Here is a 25,830-nt window from a genome sequence, read left to right on the forward strand (position 1 = left end):
GGCGAGAGGTTAACTCGCGCACCTGGGAACAGGCGTGGAGGAGGCGGACCCTCACCAAGCCCTCACAAACCCTGTGCCCGCGCGGCCGTGCCCCGGCGCCGCTCAGGGCGGGGCGGCGGCGTGCAGCAGGCGTCGGGTCTGCTCGACGTAGCCGCCACCGAACAGCAGGGCGTGCACCGCGACCGGGTACAGCTGGTGCAGCCCGACCCGGTGCCGCCAGCCGCGCCGCAGCGGGTGCACCTCCTGGTAGGCGCCGAGCACGTCGTCCAGGTGCGGCAGCCCGAACAGCGCGAGCATCGCCAGGTCCGTCTCACGGTGCCCGCCGTGCGCCGCGGGGTCGATGAGCGTCGCCCCCTGGGCGGTCCACACCACGTTGCCCTGCCACAGGTCACCGTGCAGCCGCGACGGGGCGTCGCCGTCGTCCCACCGTCCGTCGTGCAGCAGCGCGACGAGCCGGTCGAACGCCGCGTCGTCGTCGCGGGTCGTCAGCCCTGCGTCGCGCAGGGCGGCGGCGACGGGGGAGACGCGGCAGTCGGCGAGGAACGGACCCCAGGTGGCGTACCGGCCCGCGCGCATCGGCAGCGGCGCGTCGAGCGGGCCGAACCAGCCGTCGCCCGGCCACCCGTCGGGCGGGACGCCGAACGCGTCGGCGCCCGCGTCGTGCGTGCGCGCCAGCGCGACGCCGAACGCGCGCGCCGCCTCCCGGTCGGGCGGCACCTGCCGCAGCCGCACCAGATCGAGGTGGTCGTGCGCGACGTCGATCACGTCGACCACGCGAGCCCCGCCCGCGGCGGCGAGCCACCGCAGCCCGGCGGCCTCGCACGCGAAGAACCCCGGCGGCGCGCCGGGACGCGACTTGCGGTGCACCGGCGTCCCGCCCGTCGGACCCGGCCCCGGACGGCTCGCAGGCATGGCCGCACGCTACCGAAGAGCCGCCCCGCGTCATACGGTCGAAGCACACGTACGCCGCACCGGGGGCCCACCACCGCCCTCGCCTTCCGACAGGAGCACCACCATGCAGGTCGGCATCCCGCGCGAGACCAAGAGCGGTGAGCACCGCGTCGCCCTGACCCCGGCGGGCGCGCAGCACCTGGTCGCGGCGGGCCACGAGGTCCTCGTCGAGGCGGGCGCCGGCGCCGGGTCGGCGATCGACGACGCCGACTACGCGGCCGCCGGAGCACGCATCGTCCCCAGCGCGGCCGACGCCTGGTCGGCGTCCCTCGTGTGCAAGGTCAAGGAACCCGAGCCGACCGAGCACGGGTACCTGCGCGACGACCTCACGCTGTTCACGTACCTGCACCTCGCCGCCGATCCCGCCGCGACCGACGCCCTGCTCGCCTCCGGGACCACCGCCATCGCCTACGAGACCGTGCAGCTCCCCGACGGGTCGCTGCCGCTGCTGGCGCCCATGAGCGAGGTCGCCGGCCGGCTGGCCACCCAGGTCGGCGCCTACCACCTCATGCGGGGCCCCGGCGGTCGCGGGGTGCTGCTCGGCGGCGTCCCCGGTGTCGACGGGGCCAAGGTCGTCGTGCTCGGCGCCGGGGTCGTCGGCAGGCACGCCGCCCAGATCGCCGTCGGCATGCGCGCCGACGTCACGGTGCTCGACCTGTCGCTGCCACGCCTGCGCGAGATCGACGACCTGTTCGGCGGACGCGTGCGCGCCCTCGCGTCGTCGACGTGGACGATCGAGCACGAGCTGCTCGACGCCGACCTCGTGATCGGGGCGGTCCTGCTGCCCGGTGCGCGAGCGCCACGCCTCGTGGGCGACGAGCTGGTCTCCCGCATGCGGCACGGGTCCGTCCTGGTCGACGTCGCCGTCGACCAGGGGGGCTGCTTCGAGGGCACCCGCCCCACCACGCACGACGACCCGACCTTCCGCGTGCACGGCTCGCTCTTCTACTGCGTCGCCAACATGCCCGGCGCCGTACCGGTGACCTCGACCCAGGCGCTGACCAGTGCCACGCTGCCGTACCTCGCCGAGCTCGCGGACCGCGGCTGGCGTGCGGCGGCGTCGGACGACCCTGCGCTCGCGGGCGGTCTGACGACGCACGGCGGCCGGCTGCTCAACGAAGCCGTCGCACAGGCGCACGGGCGGGCGTGGACCCCGGTGGCCGACGCGCTCGCGCACGGCTGACGGATCCCCCCCGTGCCCGGGGCACCTGGTCCATGACGAGAGACGGAGGTTCCCCGGTGCGCCGTGCCGATGTGACGGTCCCCGCGCAGGTGGCCCGCTGGCTGGACGCGCGGCACGGTCCGTGGCACGTCGTCGCCGCCGCGTCCTGGCCCAGGGCCGGCTCGCAGGTCTGGCGGCTGCAGGTGCGCGGCTCGGGCGCCTACCTGAAGGTCAGCCCGAACGAGGAGTCGTTCCACCGCGAGCGCTCGGCGCTCACCGAGATGCTCCCGCGCACGTCCGTCCCCACCCAGACCCTGCTCGATGCCGACAGCGCGCTGCGCGTGCTCCTGACCGCTGCGCTCGACGGCGACGTCGTGCGGACGCTCGACCCGCCGCCGCCGGCGCACACCGAGCAGACGATCCACGCGCAGGCGGGTGCGGCCCTGCGGGCCGTCCACGGGCTCGTCCGGTGCGACGACCAGGACGCGGCCGAGCGGGTGCGCGCCGAGCGGGCGTCGTTCCTGGTGTCCCGGGCGCAGGACGACCTGGCGGTGTGCCGGGCACTCCTGTCTCCCGACGAGGTCGGTGCGGTCGCGCTCGCGGAACGCTCGTTCCTCGACGCGTCGCGCGACGGCGAGCTCGGCTACGTCCACGGCGACTTCCAGCCGCGCAACTGGCTCTGGGACGCGGCGGCCGGGCGCACGGCGCTCATCGACTTCGAGGAGGCGACGGCCGGGTTCGTCGTCGAGGACCTCGGATGGCTGTTCGCGACGACCTGGCCGAGTCGCCGTGACCTGGCCGGGGCCTTCCTGGGCGGGTACGGCCGGCCGCTGACGGCGTCCGAGCAGGTCTGCCTCGCCGCGGGCACGGTCCTGGGCAGCCTGGGGCACGTCGCGGACGGCGAGCGGCTCGGCGTCGCGAAGAAGGTGGCCGACGGTCTCGGTGGTCTGCGGGCGGGCTCGGCGGCACTCGCCCGGATGCTCGCCGCGGCCGCGAGCGACGTGACCTGACGGCCAGGGGTGTGCCACGGCGGGCCGACGCGCGGGCCGGGTCCTCCGGGATGTGACGATGGGACCCATGACCTCCGACGTGCTCCCGCTCGACGCCGCCAACCCCTTCGCCCGTGCGTCCGACCTGCCCTACGGGCTGCCGGACTTCCGCGAGCTGCGTGAGGAGCACTACCTGCCCGCGCTGCTCGCCGGCATGGCCGAGGAGCGCGCCGAGGTCGAGGCGATCGCGACCGACCCGAGCGAGCCGACCGTGGCGAACACGCTCGAGGCGCTCGAGCGTTCCGGTCGGCTCCTGCACCGCGTCGCGTCCGCGTTCTACGTCCAGGCGGGCGCCGAGTCGACGCCCGGCCTGCAGGCCGTCGAGGAGGAGGTCGCACCCCTGCTCGCGGCGCACTCCGACGCCATCTGGCTCGACGCGCGGCTGCACGCACGGGTCGAGGCGCTCGCCGCCCGCATCGAGGCGGACGGCGTGCAGCTCGCACCCGACACGGCCTGGCTGCTGCACCGCACCCGCACGCGGTTCACGCGTTCCGGCGTCGGCCTGGACGAGGCGGACCAGCAGCGGCTGCGGGCGATCAACGCGGAGATCACGTCGCTCGACGCGGCCTTCGGGCGCCTGCTGCTCGCGGGGGCCAACGCCGCGGCGGTCCTCGTGACCGACGAGGCGGAGCTGGACGGCCTGCCGGACGACGCCCGCGACGCCGCGGCGCAGGCCGCGGCCGCACGCGGCGACGAGGGTGCGTGGCTGATCGAGCTGCAGCTGCCCACGCAGCAGTCGGTCCTGTCGCTGCTGCGCGACCGCGGGCTGCGCGAGCGCGTCATGACCGCGTCGCTCGGCCGCGGCGCGACCGGCGACGAGAACGACACGCGCAGCACCCTGCTGGGGCTCGTGCGCCTGCGTGCGGAGCGTGCCCGCCTGCTCGGCTTCGAGCACCACGCGGCCTACGTGGCCGCGGACGCGACGGCCGGCTCCGCGCAGGCCGTCGAGGAGATGCTCGTGCGCCTGGCGCCCGCGGCCGTGGCCAACGCCCGCGCCGAGGCCGCCGACCTCGAGCGGGCCCTGCAGGCCGACCACCCGGGTGCCTCGCTCGAGCCGTGGGACTGGGCCTATTACGCGGGACGCGTCCGGCAGGAGCGCCGTGCGCTCGACGAGGCGGAGCTGCGCCCCTACCTCGAGCTCGAGCGCGTCCTCGCGGACGGGGTGTTCCGCGCCGCGAACGCGCTGTACGGGCTGACGTTCGCGGAGCGCCACGACCTCGTCGGGTACCACCCCGACGTGCGCGTGTTCGAGGTGTTCGACGCCGACGGCACGGGCCTCGGCCTCTTCCTGGGGGACTGGTGGACGCGGCCCGCCAAGCGCGGCGGGGCCTGGATGAACTCGCTCGTCGACCAGTCGACCCTGCTGGGGGAGGCGCCGGTCGTCGTCAACAACCTCAACGTCCCCAAGCCGCCGCCCGGGCAGCCGACGCTGCTCACCTGGGACGAGGTCATCACGATGTTCCACGAGTTCGGGCACGCGCTGCACGGCCTGCTGTCGGCCGTGCGGTACCCGTCGCAGTCGGGCACCAGCGTGCCGCGGGACTTCGTGGAGTACCCGTCGCAGGTCAACGAGATGTGGGCGTGGGACACCGAGGTCCTGCAGTCGTTCGCCGTGCACCACGAGACCGGTGAGCCGATGCCGCAGGAGTGGGTGCGGACCATGCTCGCCGGGCGTCAGGACGGTGAGGGGTTCGCCACGACCGAGTACCTCGCGGCGGCGCTGCTCGACCAGGCCTGGTACCGGCTGGCGCCCGAGGCCGTGCCGACGGCCCCCGAGGAGGTCGAGGAGTTCGAGGCCCGGGCGCTGCGCGACGCGGGCGTCGACCTGCGCACGGTGCCGCCGCGGTACCGCACGACGTACTTCAACCACATCTTCGGGTCCGGCTACTCCGCGGGGTACTACGCGTACATCTGGTCCGAGGTGCTCGACGCCGACACGGTCGAGTGGTTCGCCGAGAACGGTGGGCTGCGGCGCGGGAACGGTGACGCGTTCCGGACGCGGCTGCTGGGCCGTGGCGGGTCGATCGACCCGCTGCAGGCGTTCCGCGACCTGCGGGGGCGCGACCCGCACATCGAGCCGCTGCTGGCGCGGCGCGGACTGGCGGCGGCGCAGTGACCGCGGCCGGCACGCGGCCCCCGACCGCGCAGGACGAGGTCGTCGACCTCTGCCGCGACCTGATCCGCATCGACACCACCAACCCCGGCGACGGCACGGGGCCGGGGGAGCGGGAGGCCGCCGAGTACGTCGTCGGCCTGCTGCAGGACGTCGGGCTGGAGCCCGAGCTGTTCGAGAGCGCACCGGGCCGCGCCAACGTCGTCGTCCGCCTCGAGGGTGCCGACCCCTCGCGTCCCGCGCTCGTCGTGCACGGGCACCTCGACGTCGTCCCCGCGCACGCGCCGGACTGGTCGGTCGACCCCTTCGCAGCCGAGGTGCGCGACGGGCTCGTGTGGGGTCGCGGCGCCGTCGACATGAAGGACATGGACGCGATGGTGCTCGCGGTCGTGCGGCAGATGGTCCGGGAGGGCCGCCGCCCGGCGCGGGACGTCGTCCTCGCGATGTTCGCCGACGAGGAGGCGGGCGGCCGGTTCGGGGCCCACTGGGCCGTGGAGCACCGACCCGAGCTCTTCGCCGGGGCGACCGAAGCGATCAGCGAGGTCGGCGGGTTCTCGGTCGACGTCGCCGGGCAGCGCGTCTACCTCCTGCAGACCGCGGAGAAGGGGCTCGCGTGGCTCCGGCTCGTCGCCGAGGGGCGGGCCGGGCACGGCAGCCAGGTCAACACGGACAACGCCGTGACCCACCTGGCCGCGGCCGTCGCCCGCATCGGTGAGCACGCGTGGCCGCTGCAGCTCACCCCGACGGTCCGCGCGCTGCTCACGGGCGTGGCCGACCTCACCGGCCTGCCGTTCGACCCCGAGGACCCCGACGCGGTGGACGCGCTGGTCGATGCGCTGGGGCCGGCGTCACGGTTCGTCGGCGCCACGCTGCGGCACTCGACGAACCCGACCCGCCTCGCGGCGGGTTACAAGGAGAACGTCATCCCCGGCTCCGCCACCGCCGCGGTCGACGGGCGCTTCCTGCCCGGCCTGTCCGCCGAGTTCGACGCGACGGTCGCACGCCTCGCGGGTCCGCACGTGCGCGTCGAGGACCTCGTGCGGGACACCGGCCTGGAGGCGCCGTCCGAGGGCGCGCTCGTCGACGCGATGGTGGCGGCCGTCGTGGCGGAGGACCCCGGGGCGCACGTCCTGCCCTACATGCTCTCCGGCGGGACGGACAACAAGTCGCTGTCGCTGCTCGGCATCACGGGGTACGGGTTCGCGCCGTTGCGCCTGCCGTCGGACCTGGACTTTGCCGGCATGTTCCACGGCGTGGACGAGCGTGTCCCGGTCGACGCGCTGCGCTTCGGCACACGGGTCCTCGACCGCCTGCTCGCGACCTGCTGACCAGCGCGAGGGTCGCCCGCACGACGAGGTGGCCGGGAGGCGGGGGTGGGCGTCAGACGGAGGTGTCCGCGAGCGTGGAGCGGACCCGGATGATCTTGCGTCGGAGCCACACCCGCCTCTCGCCGCCGGCGTAGAGGCGCAGCCGGGCGAGCTCCCAGCGGCCGTACTCGGCCTCGTCGGTGAGCATGCGCCGCGCGTCCCCGCCGGACGTCGTCGCGGGGATCCGCAGCACGCGGTACTCCCACTGGCCGCCGTGCGCGTCCCACTCGCTGCGCCGCTCGCGTGCCGGACTGTCCGTCATCGCCCACCTCGTCCCGTCGGTCGGGTCCTGACGTCGCGTCAGGAGCGCCTGTCGGCGCCGCTGCGGTGCCATTGTGCCCCGGGCGGCGCTACGGTTCATCGCATGACCGTGGACCCGCGCGCTGCCCTCGACCGACTGGTCGCCGCCCTCGAGGCGCACTACGCCGCAGTCGTGGGTAAGAACGGTGAGGACGACCCCGCCGTGGACGACGCGTACGACGTCCTGGCCGACGCGTTCGAGGTGTACGACGACGCACTGGGCACTGTCCACGGCGAGGCGACCCCGTTCTACCTCGGTGAGGACGAGGACGACGACGAGCACGACGACGAGGACGACGACGACGAGGACGACGACGACGACGAGGACGACGACGACGACATCGAGGTCGTCGACCGCGTCTGAGGTCGCGTCCCTGCCCCCGGCCAGTCCGGGTCGAGGCCGACGAGCGCCCTAGCGCTCCGGGTAGCCCGCGCTCGGTGCCGTGAGCTCGTCGAGCACCACGACGATCTCGGGCGGCAGGCGCAGGTCGTGCACGGTCAGCGCACCGCGCAGCTGCGCAGCCGTGCGGGCCCCGACGATCGCGCCGGCCACCCCCGGCCGGGACGTCACCCACGCGAGGGCGACCTCCAGCGGCGTGCGATCCAGCCCTGACGCCGCCATGACGACCGCGTCCACGACCCCGGCCGCGTCGGCCGTGAGGTACGGCTGCACGAACCCCGCGAGGTGCGCGGAGGCCGCGCGTGAGTCCGACGGGATCGTGCGGCGGTACTTGCCCGTCAGCACGCCGCGTCCCAGCGGCGACCACGCGAGCAGCCCGGCACCCAGCGCGGCGCACGCCGGCAGCACCTCGCGTTCGACCCCGCGCTGCAGGAGCGAGTACTCCGCCTCGACGGCCGCCAGACCGGGGTCGGGCTCGAGGAGCGTGGCGGCGCGAGCGACCTGCCACCCGGCGTGGTTCGACAGGCCCACGTAGCGGGCCTTGCCGACCTGCACGGCGTGGCGCAGCGCCGAGACGGTCTCCTCCAGCGGCGTGCGCGGGTCGGGCGTCGCGAGCCACAGGTCGACGCGGTCGGTGCGCAGGCGGCGCAGCGACGCGTCGAGGCTGTCGAGCAGGGCGCCGCGCGAGGCATCGACCATCCCGCCCTCCGCCGTGCGGCGCACGCCCGCCTTGGTGCAGATGACGACGTCCTCGCGGTCGACGACCTCACCGAGCAGGGTGCCCAGGAGCGACTCCGCGCCGCCGTCGGCGTACGCGGCCGAGGTGTCGACGAGCGTGCCGCCCGCCTCGACGAAGTCGCGCAGCTGCTCGGCGGCCTCGTGGTCGTCGGTGTCGCGGCTCCACGTCAACGTGCCCAGACCCAGCGACGAGACGCGCAGGCCGGTGCGGCCCAGACGGCGGTGCTCCATGAGGCGTCACCCTAGCCGCGCCGGGCGCACGTCCGGAGACCGACGGGCCGCGCGCCGGGACCGGGACGACACCGCTATCGTTGCCCCTCGTGGCAACGGGCATCGGTACGGGCGAGGCGATCTTCCTGGGGCTGGTCCAGGGGCTGACCGAGTTCCTGCCGGTCTCCTCCAGCGCCCACCTGCGCATCTTCGGCGAGCTCGTCGGGTCCGGTGACCCCGGTGCCGCGTTCACGGCGATCACCCAGCTGGGCACCGAGACCGCGGTGCTCCTGTACTTCCGCCGCGACATCAAGCGCATCGCCCTGGCGTGGTGGGCCGCCGTGCGCGGCGCCTACGGCACCGACTGGCGCTCGCGTGCGGGCATGCCCGCCGGGCAGCCGTCGGACCGCGACGCGCTCATGGCGTGGTTCATCGCGCTCGGCTCGGTGCCGATCGTCGTGCTGGGCCTGGCGTTCCAGGACGCCATCGAGCGCCCCTTCCGCAACCTGTGGCTCGTGGCGCTGACGCTCGCGGGGTTCGCCCTCGTCCTCGGCTGGGCGGACCGTCGCGGCGCCAAGACGCGGCGGCTCGAGGAGCTGACGCCCAAGCACGCGGTGGCCTTCGGGTTCTGGCAGGCGCTCGCGCTCGTCCCCGGGGTGTCGCGCTCGGGCGGCACGATCACCGGTGGTCTGCTCATGGGCTACACCCGGGAGGCCGCGGCGCGGTACTCGTTCCTGCTCGCCATCCCCGCGGTCTTCGGATCGGGGCTGTTCCAGCTCGTCAAGAGCGTGGGCGACTTCGGGCAGGCCGGTACCCCGGGGTTCGGGGCGACGCTCATCGCGACGCTCGTGGCGTTCGTCGTCGGGTACGTCGTGATCATCGCGTTCCTCAAGATCGTCTCGACCTTCAGCTACGCGCCGTTCGTGTACTACCGGCTCGGTCTCGCGCTGCTCGTCGTGCTCCTGCTGCTCACCGGTGTGCTCGAGCCGGTGACGGCCCCCGCGAACGCCTGACGCGGCTCACAGCCACCCCGAGCGCCGGAAGGCCCGCCACAGGGCCAGGCACGAGCTGGACGTCGGGCCCCAGGTCCACGCGGGCATGCGGCCGGTCGCGGTCGTCGTGCCGGAGGTGCCGGTCGAGCAGGGAGCGGTCCGCCCCGGGGGCCTCCCCGGGCGTCTCGTCGGCCGTCGGCCGGGCTGGCACCAGCCCGTCGTGCGCCGAGGGGGCAGCTCCCGGCGGTTAGGCTTCCGGCGTGCTCACCTGGCCCGCCCCGCAGATCCCTCGGCTCCCCGGGACCGGTGAGCCGGTCCGGGTGCTGGACACCTCGACCGGCCAGGTCGTCGTGGCGGCGCCGGGCCGCGACGCCCGGCTCTACGTGTGCGGCATCACCCCGTACGACGCGACGCACCTCGGCCATGCCGCCACGTACGTCGCCTTCGACGTGCTGGGGCGTGCGTGGCGCGACGCGGGGCAGCAGGTCACGTACGCGTCGAACGTGACGGACGTCGACGACCCGCTGCTCGAGCGCGCCACGGCCGTCGGCGTCGACTGGCGCACCCTCGCCGCCGAGCAGACCGCACTGTTCGCGTCGGACATGGCTGCCCTCGGCGTCGTGCCGCCCGACGTGTACCGCGGGGTCGTCGAGTCGGTCCCGGAGGTCGCCGCGGCGGTCGAGCTCCTCCTGGCGCGCGGCGCGGCCTACCGGATCGCGTCACCCGACGGCGGCGACGACGTGTACGCCGACCTGTCCGCGGACCCGGCGTTCGGTTCCGTCGCGCGGCTCGACGAGGCGGCGATGCTGGCGCTCAGCGCCGAGCGCGGCGGCGACCCCGACCGCCCGGGCAAGCGCTCACCGCTCGACCCGCTGCTGTGGCGCGCCGAGCGCCCTGGCGAGCCGGCCTGGGACACCCCCGGGCTGGGGCGTGGCCGTCCCGGGTGGCACATCGAGTGCTCGGTGATCGCGCGCGACGGACTGGGTGTGCCGTTCGACGTGCAGGGCGGCGGGTCCGACCTGGCGTTCCCGCACCACGAGTGCAGCACGTCGCACCTGCGCCTGCTGGACGCCGGGGAGTCGGCGCGCACGCACGTGCACACCGGGATGGTGGGGTACGAGGGCCACAAGATGAGCAAGTCCCGCGGCAACCTCGTGCTCGTCTCCCGGCTGCTCGCGGACGGGGTCGAGCCCATGGCCATCCGCCTCGCCGTGCTCGCGCACCGCTACCGGGACGACTGGGAGTGGACCGACGAGGGCCTCGCAGCGGCGCAGCAGCGGGTCGTGACCTGGCGCCGCGCGCTGTCCGGCAACGGTGGACCCGACGCGGCCCCGGTCCTCGCCGGCGTCCGCGCCGCCGTCGCGGACGACCTCGACACGCCGCGCGCGCTCGCGCTCGTCGACGCCTGGGCCGCGACCGCGATCGCCGGTGAGGTGGAGTTCCACGAGGGCGCGCCGGGTGTCGTGGCCCGCACGATCGACGCGCTGCTGGGCGTGCGGATGTGACGACCCCCTGCGGGTGACCGCGGGGCGGCCGATCAGCCGCCGGTGCCCTTGTCCCGCCGACGCAGGTAGCGCTCGAACTCCTGCGCGATGGCCTCACCGCTCGCCTCCGGGAGCTCGGCGGTGTCCTTGGCCTCCTCGAGCTGGCGCACGTACTCACCGATCTCGGAGTCCTCACCGGCCAGCTCGTCGACCCCCAGCTGCCACGCCGTCGCGTCCTCCGGGAGCTCCGCGAGCGGGACCGGCTCACCGATGAGCGCCTCGATGCGGTGCAGGATCGCGAGCGTCGCCTTGGGCGAGGGGGGAGCCGCGACGTAGTGCGGCACCGCGGCCCACAACGACAGCGCCTGCATGCCGCGCGCGGCGGCCTCGTGCTGCAGCACCCCGACGATGCCCGTCGGACCCTCGTACGTGTTCGGCTCCAGGCCCATCAGCTCGCGGACGTGCGCGTCCTCGCTCGTCGCGTTGACCGGGATCGGGCGCGTGTGCGGCACGTCGGCGAGCAGCGCACCGACGGTGACGATGGTCCGGACGCCCAGGCCGGCGGCGATGTCGAGCAGCTCCCCGCAGTAGCGCCGCCACCGCAACGACGGCTCGATGCCGTGGACCAGTACCACCTGGCGCCCCGATCGCGGGGTCGTCGCGACCGCCACCGCGGTCGTCGGCCACGTGATCTCGCGCGTCCCGTCGGGCCCCAGGCCGACCACGGGTCGGTTCACCTGGAAGTCGTGGTACTCCTCGGGATCCAGCTCGTCGACCTGCTCGGCACCCCACACGTCGTGCAGGTGCTCCAGCGCCGTCGTCGCGGCGCTGCCCGCGTCGTTCCACCCTTCGAAGGCCGCGAGCATGACGGTCTCACGGGCCGGCAGGTCGGGGGCTGCGTCCTCGTTCACCGTCCCAGCCTAGGGCGCGCGCGCCTTCGTGGCCGGACGTCGCGAGCGCCCGGGCGCGCGCAGGTACGCTCGAGCGACCGTCCGACGGCTGACCGCACGCACCAGGAGACCGCTCTGAGCACGCTCGCCGACCGCACGACCGCCGCCCGCGCCCAGGTTCGCGACACGCCCGAGCGGGTGCTCCCGGCGGCGGTGCTGTGGGACATGGACGGCACGCTGATCGACACCGAGCCGTACTGGATGGCAGCCGAGATCGAGCTCGTCGAGGCGCACGGCGGGGTGTGGACCCGGGAGCAGGCGATCGCGATGATCGGCCGCTCGATGGACGCCTGCGCCGCGCTGCTGCAGGCCGCGGGCGTCGGACTGTCGGTCGCCGAGATCGCCCACGCGCTCAACTCCTCCGTGCGCGCCGCCGTCGCCGCCGGGATCCCGTGGCAGACGGGCGCGCACGACATCCTGCGTGCGCTGCACGCCGCGGGCGTGCCGCAGGCGCTCGTGACCTCGTCGTTCGAGGTCGTGGCGGTGCCCTTCGCGCGCACCGTGGGGCTGTTCGACGTCGTGGTCAGCGGCGACACCGTCACCCGCCCCAAGCCGGACCCGGAGCCGTACCTGACCGCGGCCCGGCTCCTGGGCGTCGACATCATGGACTGCGTGGCGTTCGAGGACTCCCGCTCGGGTGTGGCGTCGGCCGCGGCGAGCGGGGCGCGGGTCGTCGCCGTCGACTCCCACGTCGTGCTGGACCCGCCGGCGGAGGTCTCGCGCACGTCGTCGCTGGAGAGGATCGGCCTCGACACGATCGCGCGCATCGCGCGTGGTGAGGTGCTGGACCTGCGCGACCGCGCCTGACGCGCGCCGGTGGCGTCAGCCGGCCGGCGAGGGCGTCACCCCGATCGCGCGTTCCACCGCCCCCTCCGGCACCGGTGGAGGCGTCCCGCCGAACGACGGGCACCGGTCGCGGAACGAGCACCAGTCGCACAGCCGCGAGGGGCGCGGGCGCCAGTCGCCCGAGCGGGCGGTGTCCTCGATGCCCGCCCAGATCGACCGCACCCGTGCCTCGAGCGTGTGCATCTCGGACTCGGTCGGCTCGTGGCTCACCACCACGCCGTCGCCGAGGTACGCGAGCTGGAGCCGCTTCGGCAGCACGCCACGCGTCCGCCACACGACGTACGCGTAGAACCGCATCTGGAACAGCGCCGAGCTCTCGTACCCGGCGCGGGGGGAGCGGCCCGTCTTGTAGTCCACGACACGCACCCAGCCGTTCGGTGCGACGTCCACGCGGTCGACGACGCCCCGCAGCCGCGGTCCGCCGTCGAGGTCGTGGCGCACCTGGAGCTCGCGGGCCCGGGGCTCGAGCCGCGTCGGGTCCTCGAGGGTGAACCAGGTGGCCAGCAGCCGCTCGGCGCCCGCGAGGAACTCCTCGCGCTCGGCGTCGGTCGTGTGCAGGTCCACGCACCGGGGGTCCTGCTCCAGCACCTCCGCCCAGCGCTCGGGCAGCGCGGCGCACGCCGCCTCGAGCGTCCGCTCCGCGGCCGGCAGGTCGAAGAGCTTCTCGAGGACGGCGTGCACGAGCGTCCCGCGAGCCGCCGCGGGTGACGCTGGCTCGGGCAGGCGGTCGACGGCGCGGAAGCGGAACAGCAGGGGGCACTGCAGGTAGTCGTTGGCGCGCGACGGCGAGAGCCCCGGGACCCGCGGCTCCTCGGCCGCGGTGCCGACGGCGTCCGAGGCCCCCGTCACCGGCGCCGGCCCGTCGGTCGGCGGGTCCACGGGCGTTCGGTCCTGCTGGGTGTCCACGCTCACACGACGAGCGTAGGCGCCACCCCCGACACCCCTGGCCGGTCGCGGTCGGCCACCGCCGTGGCGGCGGGTGCGGGAGCGCTGGAACGTAGGCTGACGGACGTGAGCTCACCGCGACCCCCGCGTCCCTCCGGCTGGGTGCTCGGGCACGTCGCCGGCGCACCCGTCGTCCTGGCCCCCAGCTGGCTGCTCGCGGCGGTCGTGCTGACGCTGGTCTTCGCGCCGAGCGTGCAGACCTGGACGGGGGGCGGGGGTGCGCTGCCGTACGTCGTGGCCCTCGTGTTCGTCGTCCTGCTGTTCGCGTCCGTGCTCGTCCACGAGCTCGCGCACGGTCTGGTCGCCAAGGCGCGGGGCCAGCAGCCGCACGCCTTCGTGCTCACGCTGTGGGGCGGGCACACCACGTTCGGCGGTGCGGCGGCCACCCCGGGGACGAGCGCGCTCGTCGCGGTCGTCGGACCCGTCGCCAACCTCGTCCTCGCGGGCGGCTTCATGCTGGTCGCGGACCACGCGGTGCCCGACGGCACGCTGCTGCAGACGGTGCTGTGGGCCGGGGCCGTCGCCAACGGGTTCGTCGGCCTGTTCAACCTCGTGCCGGGGCTCCCGCTCGACGGCGGCCGCATCCTCGAGGCCGCCGTGTGGGCGGCGACGCGGGACCGCCACCGCGGCAGCGTGGTCGCGGGGTGGACCGGGCGCGTCGTCGCGGTCGGCGTCGTGCTCGTCGTGCTCGTCCGGCCGTGGCTCGCCGGCGTCACGCCCGACCTCGCCTCGGTGGCCTGGGCCGCCCTCATCGGCGCGTTCCTGTGGTCCGGTGCGTCGGCCGCCGTGCGGGCCGGGCGGACGGGCCGCGTCGTGGACTCGCTCACGCTGCAGACCATCGGCCGGCCGGCCGTCGTCGTCGGTGCGCAGGCGTCGCTCGCGCAGGCGCGGGAGACGGCTTCCGCGGCGCACACGTCGGACGTCGTCGTGCTCGCACCCGACGGTCGCCCTGCGGCGTACGTCGACACCGAGGCCGCTGCGCGCGTCCCGGCGGAGCTGGCCGGCACGACGACCGTCCTGGCCGTCTCGACCCCCCTGCCCGTCGGCGCGGTCGTCGACGGGTCGCTGACGGGGGACGCGCTGCTGCGCGGCCTGTCCGCGGCGTCGGCGCACGGCCCCGTTGTCGCCGCCGTCGTCGACGGGCGGGTGGTGGCGCTCGTGCGCACGCGCGACGTCGTCGCGGCGCTGCGAGGGTGACGCGCGCACGGCACCTAGACTCGGCGCCCGTGACCACCCACGACGCCGCCGCACCCGCACCGACCGGGGCCGCCCAGCGGCGCGGACCCTTCCGCGCCGGGGAGCGCGTGCAGCTCACCGACCCGAAGGGCCGGCTGCACACCATCACCCTGCAGCCGGACGGCAGCTTCCACACGCACCGCGGCTACCTGCGGCACAGCGAGCTCATCGGGGAGTCCGAGGGCGTGGTCGTGCAGAACACGTCGGGCATCGAGTACCTCGCGCTGCGGCCCCTGCTGGCGGACCACGTCCTGTCGATGCCGCGGGGCGCGGCCGTCGTCTACCCCAAGGACGCCGGGCAGATCGTCACCATGGGCGACGTCTTCCCCGGGGCGACCGTCGTGGAGGCGGGCGTGGGCTCCGGTGGTCTGACGCTCTCGCTGCTGCGTGCGGTCGGCGACGCGGGCCGGCTGGTGTCGATCGAGCGACGCGAGGACTTCGCGGCGATCGCCCGGGGCAACGTCGAGTCGTTCTTCGGCGGTCCCCACCCCGCGTGGGACCTGCGCCTCGGCGACCTCGCCGACGTCCTGCCGACGGCTGCCGGCCCCGGCGAGGTCGACCGCGTCGTGCTCGACATGCTGGCCCCCTGGGAGAACCTCGACGTGGTGGCCGACGCCCTCGCGCCGGGTGGGGTGCTGGTCTGCTACGTCGCGACGACGACGCAGCTGTCCCGCCTGGCCGAGGACGTGCGCAGCGACGGGCGTTACACCGAGCCCGAGGCGTGGGAGTCCATGGTCCGCGGGTGGCACCTGGAAGGGCTCGCGGTCCGCCCGCAGCACCGCATGATCGGGCACACCGGTTTCCTCCTGACGACCCGTCGCCTCGCCGACGGGGTCGAGCCGCCGCACCGCAAGCGGCGCCCCGCCAAGGGCTCGTACCCCGTCGCGGACGACGGCGCGCCCGCCACCGACACCGAGCTGTGGTCGCCCGAGGCGATGGGGGAGCGCGAGACGTCGGCCAAGAAGATCCGCCGGGCGCGCCGCGAGCTCCACGTGGCGCCCGAGGACCTCGGCCCGCAGGGGCCCGCCACGGCCGAGTGACCAGCAGGTGCGCCCTCACCGTGCCGCAGCAGGGTGGGTGTCCACGCTGCGGGACGCTGCCGCCGCACGCGGCGCGGCCCGCGCGGAGTGTTGACACGGGCGGTTAGGGTCGTCTGACCAGCAGGCACAGCGACGTGCACGGTGCACCGCACGACGGTGCACCGCGACGCGGAACGGAGGCCGATCACATGACCGAACCCGTTGCCCCTGGACGTGACCTGCAACGCGAGCTGGCGGTGCTCGCCGCGAAGAACGAACGGCTCAGCGAGGCCCTGGTCGCCGCGCGTGAGCAGATCCTCGAGCTGAAGCGGCAGGTGGACGACCTCGCCAAGCCGCCGGGAACCTACGCGACGTTCCTCGGTGCGCGCGCGGACGGCTCGGTCGACATCGTCTCCGCGGGCCGCAAGATGCACGTCGGCGCGAGCCCGACCCTCGACGTGCACCACCTGCGCCCCGGCCAGGAGGTCATGCTCAACGAGGCGCTCACGGTCGTCGAGGCCGGCGGCTACGAGAAGGTCGGTGAGATCGTCACCGTCAAGGAGATGCTGGGCGAGGGCCGTGCCCTGGTCGTCGGGCGCGGTGACGAGGAGCGGGTCGTCCGGTTCGCCGGTCAGGTCGCCGACAGCGGCGTGCGCGTGGGCGACGCCCTGACGATCGACGCGCGCAGCGGGTTCGTGTTCGAGGTCATCCCGCGGGCCGAGGTCGAGGAGCTGGTCCTCGAGGAGGTCCCGGACATCGACTACACCGACATCGGTGGCCTCGGACCCCAGATCGAGGCGATCCGCGACGCCGTCGAGCTGCCCTTCCTGCACCCCGAGCTGTTCCGCGAGCACGGCCTCAAGCCGCCCAAGGGCGTGCTGCTGTACGGCCCGCCCGGGTGCGGCAAGACGCTGATCGCGAAGGCCGTCGCGCACTCGCTCGCGGCGACCGCCGCATCGGCGCGTGGTGAGGACGCTGCCGACGCGCGCTCGTTCTTCCTCAACGTCAAGGGACCGGAGCTGCTCAACAAGTACGTGGGTGAGACCGAGCGGCACATCCGCCTGATCTTCGCCCGGGCGCGGGAGAAGGCGTCGCAGGGCCACCCCGTCGTCGTCTTCTTCGACGAGATGGAGTCGCTGTTCCGGACGCGCGGCACGGGTGTCTCCAGCGACGTCGAGACGACGATCGTGCCGCAGCTGCTCTCGGAGATCGACGGCGTCGAGCGTCTCGACAACGTCATCGTGATCGGGGCGTCGAACCGGGAGGACATGATCGACCCCGCGATCCTGCGGCCCGGGCGGCTCGACGTGAAGATCAAGATCGAGCGGCCCGACGCCGAGGGTGCGCGGGAGATCTTCGCGAAGTACCTGACGCCGGACCTGCCGATCCACGGTGACGACCTCGCCGAGCACGGCGGGTCGGGACAGGCCGCCGTCGAGGCGATGATCTCGCGGGTCGTCGAGCGCATGTACTCGGAGGCCGACGAGAACCGGTTCCTCGAGGTCACGTACGCCAGCGGCGACAAGGAGGTCCTGTTCTTCAAGGACTTCAACTCCGGGGCGATGATCCAGAACGTCGTCGACCGCGCGAAGAAGTCGGCGATCAAGGACCTGCTCTCCACGGGGCAGCGCGGCATCCGGGTCGACCACCTGCTGTCGGCCTGCGTCGACGAGTTCAAGGAGAACGAGGACCTGCCGAACACGACCAACCCCGACGACTGGGCGCGGATCTCCGGCAAGAAGGGCGAGCGGATCGTCTTCATCCGCACGATCGTCCAGGGCAAGAAGGGCGTCGACGCCTCGCGGACCATCGAGAACGTGACGAGCACCGGTCAGTACCTGTGACCTGCCGCGCGTGACGGCGCGCGGCGAGGTCCGGTGTCCTGGCACTCGGGCACGTGACGCCGGTCGGCTGCGCGGCGCCTAGGGTGGGCGCCGTGACCGTGCGGCGCGTGATGGGGATCGAGACGGAGTACGGCGTCCTGCAGCCGGGACGTCCTCTCGCCAACCCGATGCTCCTGTCCAGCCACGTCGTGGCCGTGCACGCCACGACGCGGGAGGCCGGTCGTTCACGCGCGCGCTGGGACTACGACGACGAGGACCCGCTGCACGACGCGCGCGGGTTCCACCTGCAGCGCGCGTCCGCGCACCCCTCGATGCTCACCGACTCGCCGACCGTCCCGGCGCCCTCCGGCGACGGACCCCAGGACATGCCGCGCTCCGACGTCGAGGAGTACGAGGACCCGGGCGCGGCCAACGTCATCCTCACGAACGGCGCGCGGCTGTACGTGGACCACGCGCACCCCGAGTACTCCTCGCCCGAGGTGACGACGCCGCTCGACGCGGTGCGCTGGGACCGGGCCGGCGAGCTGGTCATGCTCGACTCGGTGCGCCGGCTTGCCGCCAGCCCTGCCCTGCCGGACGTGACCCTGTACAAGAACAACGTCGACGGCAAGGGGGCGACGTACGGCACCCACGAGAACTACCTCGTCGACCGTGCCGTGCCGTTCACCGACCTGGTCGCCAGGCTCACGCCGTTCCTCGTGACGCGCCAGGTGTTCACGGGGGCCGGCCGTGTAGGGCTGGGGCAGCGCGGTGAGCACCCCGGGTTCCAGCTGTCGCAGCGCGCCGACTACATCGAGGCCGAGGTCGGCCTGGAGACGACGTTGCGCCGTCCCATCGTCAACACGCGCGACGAGCCGCACGCGGACCCGGCGCGCTGGCGCCGCCTGCACGTCATCATCGGCGACGCGACGATGCTCGAGGTCGCGACGTACCTGAGGCTCGGCACGACGTCGCTCGTCCTGTGGCTCGTCGAGCAGGCGGAGGCGGGCGGAGCGGCCCGCAGGATCGCCTCGGCGGTCGACCGGCTCGCGCTGCGCGACCCCGTCGCGGCCGTCCACCGGGTCAGCCACGACCTGTCGCTCACGGAACGCCTCGAGCTGGTCGACGGGAGGCGGCTCACGGCGTTGGAGGTCCAGGCCGAGTACCTGGGCGCCGTGCGGGACGCGCTCGACGCCGTCGGCGACGGCCCGGACGAGCAGACGTCGGACGTCCTCGACCGGTGGGAGTCGCTGCTGCGCCGCCTCGGTGACGAGCCGGCGTCGTGCGCCCGGGAGGTGGAGTGGCTCGCGAAGCTGCGCCTGCTGGACGGCATGCGGCGGCGGGACCACCTGGCGTGGGACCACCCGCGCCTGGCCGCGGTCGACCTGCAGTGGTCCGACGTGCGGCCCGAACGTGGCCTGTACCACCGGCTCGCCGCGGCCGGTGCCGTCGAGCTCCTGGTCACGCCGGAGCAGGTCGAGGACGCGGTCCGGCACCCCCCGCAGGACACGCGGGCGTACTTCCGCGGTGAGGCCGTCGCGCGCTACGGCGCGCAGATCTCGGCGGCGAGCTGGGACTCCGTGGTCTTCGACGTGCCCGGCACCCAGACGTTGCAGCGCGTGCCCATGAGGGACCCGCTGCGGGGCACACGCGCGCACGTCGGCGAGCTGCTCGACCGCAGCCCGGACGCGCGGTCCCTGCTGGCGGCACTCGGCGGCTGAGGCGCGCGCCTACGGACGTCAGCGCATCTCACGGACGAACCGCACCGCCTCACGGGCCTGCTGCGCGCGGCGCTCGTACGTCACGCCCAGCCCCAGCACCAGGGCCCCGCCCACCGCGAGCAGGACCCAGCCGTCGACGGCCGCCAGCGCACCGGCGGCGAGCGGGCTCAGGACGACGACGAGCGTGGTCAGCACGGCCGCGGCGCCGAGCAGGAGCGGGGCCTGCCAGCGGCGGACCGCACCGGCGACCACCACGACGACACCGAGAACCAGCAGCGTGGTGACACGCCACCCGGTGGGAGCCACCACGAGGCCCGTGAGCGGTGCCCCGAGGGCCAGGCCCAGCGGTGGTCCCAGCGTCGGCCACGACGCGGACGGGGGCTCCCGGTGCAGGCGCCGCACGCCCAGCGCGAGCGCGAGCAGACCGAGCACCGTCCACGGCACGTCCGCCGGCTCCGGCCCGCCGCGCAGGGCGAGCGCGGTCGTCGCGAGGAAGGCGACCCCGAGCCCCAGCCACGTGCCGACCCGGTCGCGAGCCCACCACGCGAGCGCGCCACCACCCGCGAGCACGAGCACGCCCCGCAGGGTGCCGAGCACGGAGACGTCGACGGCGAGCACGGAGGGGAGCGCGAGGAGCGCGACCAGGGTCGTGCGCAGCGCCGGACCGACGGGTCCGGCACGCCACGTCCGCGCGTGGTGCAGCGCGACGAGCCACGTCAGGGCGGCCACGAGCTCGACCCGCAGGAGGGACGCGGCGGGGGAGGTGTCCCCGGGACGCAGCGCGGCAGCCCACGGGCCGGCCACCACGACGAGCAGTGCGGTCCCCGTCAGCACCCACGGGACGTCCGCGGCATGCAGCCGTCCGGAGCGGTGCGCCGGCGGCGGGTCCACCGTCGATACCTGAGGGCGCCCGATGCGGGCAAGCGTCAGGAGCACAGCCGCCGTGGCGCCCCACAGCAGGAGACGCAGGTCCGCCCCGCGCACGAGCGCCGACGGGAGCAGCGCGAGCGCGCCGACCGCGGCCCACGCCAGGGGCACCTGGCCGCGCCGTGCCGTCAGTGCCACCGCGGTGAGCGTCACGAGCCCGCCGACGAGCAGCGGCAGGTCCTCGGCGGTGCCGAGCGCGACCACCCGCGCGTGCGACGCCAGGACGGCCGTCGCCGCGGCCACCGCAGCAGCCGTGAGCAGGAGCCCGAGCCCGGTGAGGCCCGCGCGCGCCGGTGTGCCGTCCGTACGTCCAACAAGGGTTGCCCCAGGTGCGGACACGCGACGGCCGGTGGCTCCACCGACCAGCGCGAGCGTCGCGGCGGCCGCGGCGAGCACCGTGGTCCGCACCGCGCCGGACGGCGTCGACGGGGCCGCCAGGACGGCGAGGAGCGTCGGCGCGGCGGTCGCGGCGAGCAGGGCCCACGGCGCGGCCGGGTCGAGCACGGCGCGGGGCCGCGGCGCTCGGACCAGGGCCGCGCAGGCGGCGAGCCCCAGCACGGCGGGCCACGACCAGGCCTCGACGAGCACGGTGCCGTCGGGGAGGGCAGGTCCGGTGGGCGCGGCCGCCGGGAGCCACGCTGACGCCGCGGCACGTGCGAGGGGCCCGACGACGAGCAGCACGGCGCCGAGACCCGCGACGGTCTCGGCCGCTCCGCGCCGACGGCGGGCGAGGAGCAGCGCGGCAGCGACCACCGCGACCGCTGCGCCCGCCGTGAGCAGACCGCGGTCGACCCACCGCGAGCCCACCTCGAGGACGGGAGGCAGCATCGCGGTCGGCAGGGTGGCCAGGGCCAGCCCTGCGGCGAGCAGGCGCGCGCCTGCGTCGCGTCGTCGCGTGACCCGCCAGGCCCCGACCGCTGCGACGGCCAACGCGGGCGGCAGCGTGTACGGCTCGACGACGCCGGCGTCACGCGCAGCCAGGAGCACCCACCACGCGGACGTGGCGAGTCCCAGGGCCACCCACCAGGCCCACCTGCGGTCCCGGGCGGCCCCGCACGCCGCCGCCCCGACGGCGGCGAGCAGGAGGGCCACGGCGGTGATGCCGGCACCCGACGCGGACGCGACGGTCACGCCCACCGCGACGACGACCGTGCCCGACACCTCCGCGCCACGTCGGGCGACGTCGCCGCCGGAGGCGCGCAGCAGCGGTGCGCACACCGCCGCCACGACACCGCTCATCGTCACCAGCAGCGAGCTCGCCTGGCCCGGGAGCCCGAGGGTCAGGTGCGCGGTCGCGACCGTCAACGCGGCGACGGGTGCGGCGGACGCGGCACCGAGCGCCACGTACCCACCCGTGCGCGCTTCGGGCCCCGCGCCCCACGCGCGTCCCCACCGCAGCAGCACGACCACGAGCGTGAGGGCGACCGCGGCGGTGACGAGCGGCGCCGCGGTCACGAGCACGGAGAGGTCGGCGCCGGTGGCACGCGACGGCGCCCCGACGACCACGGCCGACGCCGGCCAGGCGACAGCGAGGGCGAGCACCACGGCGGTCAGGGCGGCGTCCCGCTCCGCGCCACCGCGGGCAGCTGCGCCGACGACCCGAGCTCGGGCGAGGAGCGCCGCGGCGACGGGTGCGACCGCCAGCGCGAGGCCGGTCGTCGGCGGCAGCCCCGTCGCCGTGCCACCGACGGCGCCCGCCGCCAGCAGCAGGCCCGCGGCGACGACCGTCGAGGCGGGCCCCGACGCGGGGGAGGACGACCACGAGCGGGCCAGCACGGCCAGCACGGCCCCGAGGACCAGCGCGGCCGCCGTCCACCCGGCGTGCGGTGCGGCGCCCAGCACCGCGAGGACCGCAGCCGCGACCGCACCGGTGCGCGCGGCGACGGGACCGAGCCCGGTGCGTCGCTCCGCGACGAGGAACCCGGCGACGACGACGGCCTGGCCGGCGACGAGGGCGACGTCCGCCGTGGCGGCGAGCACGGGGAGGGCCACGGCGACGAGCACCACGACGATCCGCCACGCGGCGGACGCCGCCCGTGCCGTGCGCCCCTCGGCGCGGCGCGCGGCCAGGAGTCCCAGCGCACCGGCAGCCACGAGGGCCCCCACGGCGGCCGTCCCGGCGTCGGCGACGAGCATGCGCGGAGGGTCGACCGCGAGGCGCGACCCGGTCCCGGCCACGAGGACGAGCACCGACCAGCCGGCCCCGCCGGCAGCCCCCAGGAGCGCCGCGCGGGTGGCGGCGAGGACGTCGGCGTCCCACGCCCGGCCGCGGGGCAGCAGCAGGAGAGCGGCGGCGGCGAGGCACGCCCCGACGCCGGCGGCCTGCGAAGCCGTCACGGCATCGGTCCGCGGCGCCACGACGGCCGCGAGCGCGGTCGCGACCGCCGCCGTCGCCGTGATGCCACCGGCCGCGGCCCACACGCCGCGCATCACCCGGGCGCCGCGCGTCGACCAGGGCGGCTGCGCGCGCCGGCCCAGGTCCACGGTGCGCGCCTCGACCGCGACCTGCCCGGCCAGCACGCCGGCCGCGGCGGTGAGGAGCGCGAGGTACGCCCACGGCCCGCTCGTGAGGTGGAGGACGCCGCCGACGGCGGCGGTCACGACGGCGGCAGGCAGCAGCAGCGCTGCGGCGACGCGCATCACGGTGCGTTCGGCGCGCCAGCGGCACCACGGCGGCATCGCGCGGGCCGCGGTCAGGACGCCGCCGGCGAGGAGCAGCGCGCACGCCGCAGCCGCGTCCGGCGACGCGGGCAGCCACGCGAGCGGTGCGAGCGGCACCAGTGCGGCGCCCGCGACGGCGCCCGCCCGCAGCCGCGAGCGCACGCCCCATGCGGTCAGCAGCGCGCCGCAGGCCAGCGCGGAGACACCGGCCTGGCCGGTGCCGTCCCCGAGGGAGACGACGCCGGTCGCGCGCACCGCCCACGCGTCGAGGAGCAGCAGGACGACCGCCAGCGCGCCGACGGCCTCGGCCCCCTGGGGCAGCCGGCGGGCGCGCAACCACGACGCGAGGGCGAACACCACGAGCGTGCCCACGCCGATGACGGCCGCACGGCCCCGCAGGCCCATGACGTCCCACGCGAAGACGAGGAACGTGACGCTGGCCGCGACCAGCAGCGCCGCACCGACGACCTGCAGGACGGTCTGCACCCGCCACGGGCGACGCTCGGCCGGGGCCGGGGCCGCGGGCGCGGCTGCGGCAGGCCTGGCCCGGGGGACAGCCGCCGGTCGGGCCGGCCGTGCGCCGGCAGCCGGACGGGCCGCGACCGTCGGGGTGGCGGCCGCCGTGACGTGCCCCCGCGGTGCCGCTGCCGGGGGTGCCGCAACGGCTGCGGGCGCAGACGTTCTCGTCGGCTGCACGGGGTGCGTCGCCGTGCGTCGGCCGCCGCCCGCCGTCTGCGCCGCGCGCATCGCGGCGACCCGGTCCTGACGGGCCGACAGGGCGCGCACGACCACCTGGCTGTCCTGCCAGACGAGCACCCCGTCGGGCCCGGACACGTCCAGGCCGCACGCGGCGCAGCGTCCGCCCCGCAGGGCCGCGGTGCAGGCGGGGCACACGCTGGTGTCCTGCAGCGCGCGCAGGGTGCGGGTGTAGAGGCTGTCCGGGTGGTCGGGCATGGGCGCATCGTGCCAGGCGCCCGCCCCGCCGCGGGCTGTCTGCACAGGTCGTCCCCCGAGCGGCCCATGAGCCGGCGCCGTCCGGACTCCGGCGCGGACCCGCCGTGGCGTACCGCCGGTACGTGCGGGCGGCGTTGGGCCTAGGGTGGGCACGCGGGCACGCGGGACGTGGCCGCAGGACGGAGGTCACCATGGCTGGGCAGGAGCACGTCAGGCACCGTCAGGACGACGAGCCCTCGGAGGAGCCCGGGACGCCGACCCCGGCGGCGCCGAGCGCGCAGGCCAGGGACGCGGAGGTCGACGCGCTGCTCGAGGAGATCGACGACGTCCTCGAGCAGAACGCCGAGCAGTTCGTGCGCGGGTTCGTCCAGAAGGGTGGTCAGTGAGCGCCGATGACACTGCACCACTCGTCCGGCCGGCTCCCGCACGCCTTCACCACGCCAGGTTCGTCCTCGTTCGTCGACTTCCTCGCGGGGTACGCCCCTGACCTGCTGCCGGGGCGGCGTCCCGTGCCGTCCGGCGACGTCCAGACGCCGCACGGCACGACGATCGTCGCCCTGGCCTTCGACGGTGGTGTCGTCATGGCGGGTGACCGACGCGCCACGATGGGCTCGATGATCGCGAGCCGGCACATCGAGAAGGTCTTCCCCGCGGACGAGTTCTCCGCCGTCGGCATCGCGGGGACCGCCGGCCTGGCCATCGAGCTGGTCCGCCTCTTCCAGCTCGAGCTCGAGCACTACGAGAAGATCGAGGGCAGCCTGCTGTCGCTCGACGGCAAGGCCAACCGGCTCGCGACGATGATCCGCGGCAACCTCGGCATGGCGATGCAGGGTCTCGCCGTCGTGCCGCTGTTCGCCGGGTACGACCTGGACGGTGGGCGCGGCCGCATCTTCTCGTACGACGTGACGGGTGGGCGCTACGAGGAGCACGAGCACCACGCCGTCGGGTCGGGCTCGGTGTTCGCCCGCGGCTCGTTGAAGAAGCGCTGGCGGGAGGGCCTGGACGCGTCGACCGCGGTGCGTGTCGCCGTCGAGGCGCTCGTGGACGCGGCCGACGACGACTCCGCGACCGGGGGTCCCGACCGTGCGCGGCGCATCTGGCCCGTGGTCGCCACCGTGACGGAGGCGGGCTACCTGCGGGTGTCGGACGACGACCTGGCTGCCGCGGTCGAGGCCGTCGAGAACGGCCGACGCAGCACGCGACGCGAGGGAGGTGCGCGATGAGCATGCCCTTCTACGTCTCGCCCGAGCAGCTCATGAAGGACCGGGCGGACTACGCGCGCAAGGGCATCGCCCGCGGACGCTCCGTCGTGGTGCTGCAGTACGACGACGGCATCGCGTTCGCGACCGAGAACCCGTCGCGTGCGCTGCACAAGATCTCGGAGATCTACGACCGCATCGCGTTCGCCGCCGTCGGCAAGTACAACGAGTTCGAGAACCTGCGGGTCGCCGGTGTGAGGTACGCCGACCTGCGCGGCTACTCCTACGACCGTGTCGACGTGACCGCACGCGGCCTGGCCAACGCGTACGCGCAGACGCTCGGCACGGTGTTCACCACGGAGTCCAAGCCGCTCGAGGTCGAGCTGGTCGTCGTCGAGGTCGGACGCGAGCCGGCCGGCGACCAGATCTACCGGCTGTCGTACGACGGCTCGGTCGCCGACGAGCACGGCTGGGTCGTCATGGGCGGCCAGGCCGAGCGCCTGGCCGGCCTGCTGGGTGCCGGGTGGCGCCCGGGCATGACGCTCGCGCAGGCGCTGGGGCTCGCGGTGCAGGTGCTGGGCTCCGCCGCGGACGAGGCGGAGCCGCGGGCGTTGGGTGCGGCCGCGCTCGAGGTGGCGGTCCTGGACCGGACCCGGCCGCGGCGCGCGTTCCGCAGGCTGACGGGGGCGCTGCTGGAGGACGTGCTCGGCGGGGTCGACGCCCCGGCGGGCGGTGACGGTCCGCCGACGCCCTGAGGGTGACGACCGCACCGGGCCGACGAGC

21 protein-coding genes are annotated in these 25,830 nt (G+C 75.3%); 15 read left to right on the forward strand and 6 right to left on the reverse strand.

From position 1 onward, the window contains the following. Positions 1-102: 102 nt before the first annotated feature. The gene (locus tag IR158_RS16270) at positions 103-912 is read right to left on the reverse strand and encodes a fructosamine kinase family protein (protein ID WP_291814667.1); all 810 of its coding nucleotides are present in this window, start codon (positions 910-912) and stop codon (positions 103-105) included. 103 nt (positions 913-1,015) lie between these two features. On the opposite strand from IR158_RS16270, the gene ald reads away from it, so the two are divergent. The 4 genes from ald (at position 1,016) to IR158_RS16290 (ending at position 6,603) form a co-directional block, all read left to right on the forward strand. Continuing rightward, on the forward strand, positions 1,016-2,134 hold the full coding sequence (gene ald / locus IR158_RS16275; protein ID WP_291814669.1) for an alanine dehydrogenase: 1,119 nt from the start codon (positions 1,016-1,018) through the stop codon (positions 2,132-2,134). A 56-nt stretch (positions 2,135-2,190) separates the two neighbouring features. Further along, positions 2,191-3,123: an aminoglycoside phosphotransferase family protein gene (locus tag IR158_RS16280; RefSeq protein WP_291814671.1), complete on the forward strand. Its 933-nt coding sequence runs from the start codon at positions 2,191-2,193 to the stop codon at positions 3,121-3,123. Between the two features lie 67 nt (positions 3,124-3,190). Further along, complete coding sequence (locus IR158_RS16285) at positions 3,191-5,278, forward strand: M3 family metallopeptidase (protein WP_291814673.1); 2,088 nt, start codon at positions 3,191-3,193, stop codon at positions 5,276-5,278. Then, positions 5,275-6,603 (forward strand): M20/M25/M40 family metallo-hydrolase, encoded by a 1,329-nt coding sequence (locus tag IR158_RS16290; RefSeq protein ID WP_291814675.1) that lies wholly within the window; start codon positions 5,275-5,277, stop codon positions 6,601-6,603. Before IR158_RS16285 ends, IR158_RS16290 begins: the two co-directional genes overlap by 4 nt. Positions 6,604-6,655: 52 nt before the next feature. On the opposite strand, the gene IR158_RS16295 is transcribed toward IR158_RS16290, so the two are convergent. Next, positions 6,656-6,904, reverse strand: coding sequence for a DUF5703 family protein (locus IR158_RS16295; RefSeq protein ID WP_291814677.1), 249 nt, complete (start codon positions 6,902-6,904; stop codon positions 6,656-6,658). Between the two features lie 102 nt (positions 6,905-7,006). Here IR158_RS16295 and IR158_RS16300 point away from each other — a divergent pair, with 102 nt between their 5' ends. Further along, positions 7,007-7,306: a primosomal protein gene (locus tag IR158_RS16300; protein WP_291814679.1), complete on the forward strand. Its 300-nt coding sequence runs from the start codon at positions 7,007-7,009 to the stop codon at positions 7,304-7,306. A 48-nt stretch (positions 7,307-7,354) separates the two neighbouring features. On the opposite strand, the gene IR158_RS16305 is transcribed toward IR158_RS16300, so the two are convergent. Then, positions 7,355-8,311 carry an aldo/keto reductase gene (locus tag IR158_RS16305; RefSeq protein WP_291814681.1) on the reverse strand — a complete coding sequence of 319 codons (957 nt, stop codon included), beginning with the start codon at positions 8,309-8,311 and terminating at the stop codon, positions 7,355-7,357. A 101-nt stretch (positions 8,312-8,412) separates the two neighbouring features. Here IR158_RS16305 and IR158_RS16310 point away from each other — a divergent pair, with 101 nt between their 5' ends. Both IR158_RS16310 and mshC read left to right on the forward strand, forming a co-directional pair. Beyond that, positions 8,413-9,303 carry an undecaprenyl-diphosphate phosphatase gene (locus IR158_RS16310; RefSeq protein ID WP_291814754.1) on the forward strand — a complete coding sequence of 297 codons (891 nt, stop codon included), beginning with the start codon at positions 8,413-8,415 and terminating at the stop codon, positions 9,301-9,303. 239 nt (positions 9,304-9,542) lie between these two features. After that, on the forward strand, positions 9,543-10,787 hold the full coding sequence (gene mshC, locus IR158_RS16315; protein ID WP_291814683.1) for a cysteine--1-D-myo-inosityl 2-amino-2-deoxy-alpha-D-glucopyranoside ligase: 1,245 nt from the start codon (positions 9,543-9,545) through the stop codon (positions 10,785-10,787). A 32-nt stretch (positions 10,788-10,819) separates the two neighbouring features. Here the strand turns inward: mshC and IR158_RS16320 are convergent, their stop codons facing one another. Beyond that, positions 10,820-11,677: a PAC2 family protein gene (locus IR158_RS16320; protein ID WP_291814685.1), complete on the reverse strand. Its 858-nt coding sequence runs from the start codon at positions 11,675-11,677 to the stop codon at positions 10,820-10,822. A 192-nt stretch (positions 11,678-11,869) separates the two neighbouring features. Here IR158_RS16320 and IR158_RS16325 point away from each other — a divergent pair, with 192 nt between their 5' ends. Beyond that, complete coding sequence (locus tag IR158_RS16325; protein WP_366928458.1) at positions 11,870-12,523, forward strand: HAD family phosphatase; 654 nt, start codon at positions 11,870-11,872, stop codon at positions 12,521-12,523. A 15-nt stretch (positions 12,524-12,538) separates the two neighbouring features. Here the strand turns inward: IR158_RS16325 and IR158_RS16330 are convergent, their stop codons facing one another. After that, on the reverse strand, positions 12,539-13,411 hold the full coding sequence (locus IR158_RS16330) for a PD-(D/E)XK nuclease family protein (RefSeq protein ID WP_291814756.1): 873 nt from the start codon (positions 13,409-13,411) through the stop codon (positions 12,539-12,541). Positions 13,412-13,573: 162 nt separating this feature from the next. Here IR158_RS16330 and IR158_RS16335 point away from each other — a divergent pair, with 162 nt between their 5' ends. From IR158_RS16335 to dop, 4 genes are all read left to right on the forward strand, one after another. Further along, a complete protein-coding gene (locus IR158_RS16335; protein WP_291814688.1) occupies positions 13,574-14,704 on the forward strand; it encodes a site-2 protease family protein in 1,131 nt (376 codons plus the stop codon). 29 nt (positions 14,705-14,733) lie between these two features. Next, complete coding sequence (locus IR158_RS16340) at positions 14,734-15,783, forward strand: tRNA (adenine-N1)-methyltransferase (protein WP_291814690.1); 1,050 nt, start codon at positions 14,734-14,736, stop codon at positions 15,781-15,783. Positions 15,784-15,971: 188 nt separating this feature from the next. After that, a complete protein-coding gene (gene arc, locus IR158_RS16345) occupies positions 15,972-17,606 on the forward strand; it encodes a proteasome ATPase (RefSeq protein WP_291814692.1) in 1,635 nt (544 codons plus the stop codon). Positions 17,607-17,698: 92 nt separating this feature from the next. Continuing rightward, a complete protein-coding gene (gene dop / locus IR158_RS16350) occupies positions 17,699-19,306 on the forward strand; it encodes a depupylase/deamidase Dop (protein WP_291814694.1) in 1,608 nt (535 codons plus the stop codon). Between the two features lie 18 nt (positions 19,307-19,324). Here dop and IR158_RS16355 read toward each other — a convergent pair whose 3' ends face one another. Beyond that, entirely contained in the window at positions 19,325-23,848 is a 4,524-nt protein-coding gene (locus tag IR158_RS16355; protein WP_291814696.1) for a hypothetical protein, read from the reverse strand. Between the two features lie 191 nt (positions 23,849-24,039). Here IR158_RS16355 and IR158_RS16360 point away from each other — a divergent pair, with 191 nt between their 5' ends. From IR158_RS16360 to prcA, 3 genes are read left to right on the forward strand one after another with little or no spacing between them, the layout of a single operon-like run. Continuing rightward, on the forward strand, positions 24,040-24,234 hold the full coding sequence (locus IR158_RS16360) for a ubiquitin-like protein Pup (protein ID WP_291814698.1): 195 nt from the start codon (positions 24,040-24,042) through the stop codon (positions 24,232-24,234). A gap of 6 nt (positions 24,235-24,240) precedes the next feature. Continuing rightward, positions 24,241-25,071 carry a proteasome subunit beta gene (prcB, locus tag IR158_RS16365; protein WP_291814700.1) on the forward strand — a complete coding sequence of 277 codons (831 nt, stop codon included), beginning with the start codon at positions 24,241-24,243 and terminating at the stop codon, positions 25,069-25,071. Beyond that, positions 25,068-25,802, forward strand: a complete 735-nt coding sequence (gene prcA / locus IR158_RS16370; RefSeq protein ID WP_227575499.1) for a proteasome subunit alpha — start codon at positions 25,068-25,070, stop codon at positions 25,800-25,802. Before prcB ends, prcA begins: the two co-directional genes overlap by 4 nt. Positions 25,803-25,830 lie beyond the last annotated feature (28 nt).

This window comes from Cellulomonas sp., from assembly GCF_015234515.1.
Lineage (GTDB): Bacteria > Actinomycetota > Actinomycetes > Actinomycetales > Cellulomonadaceae > Cellulomonas.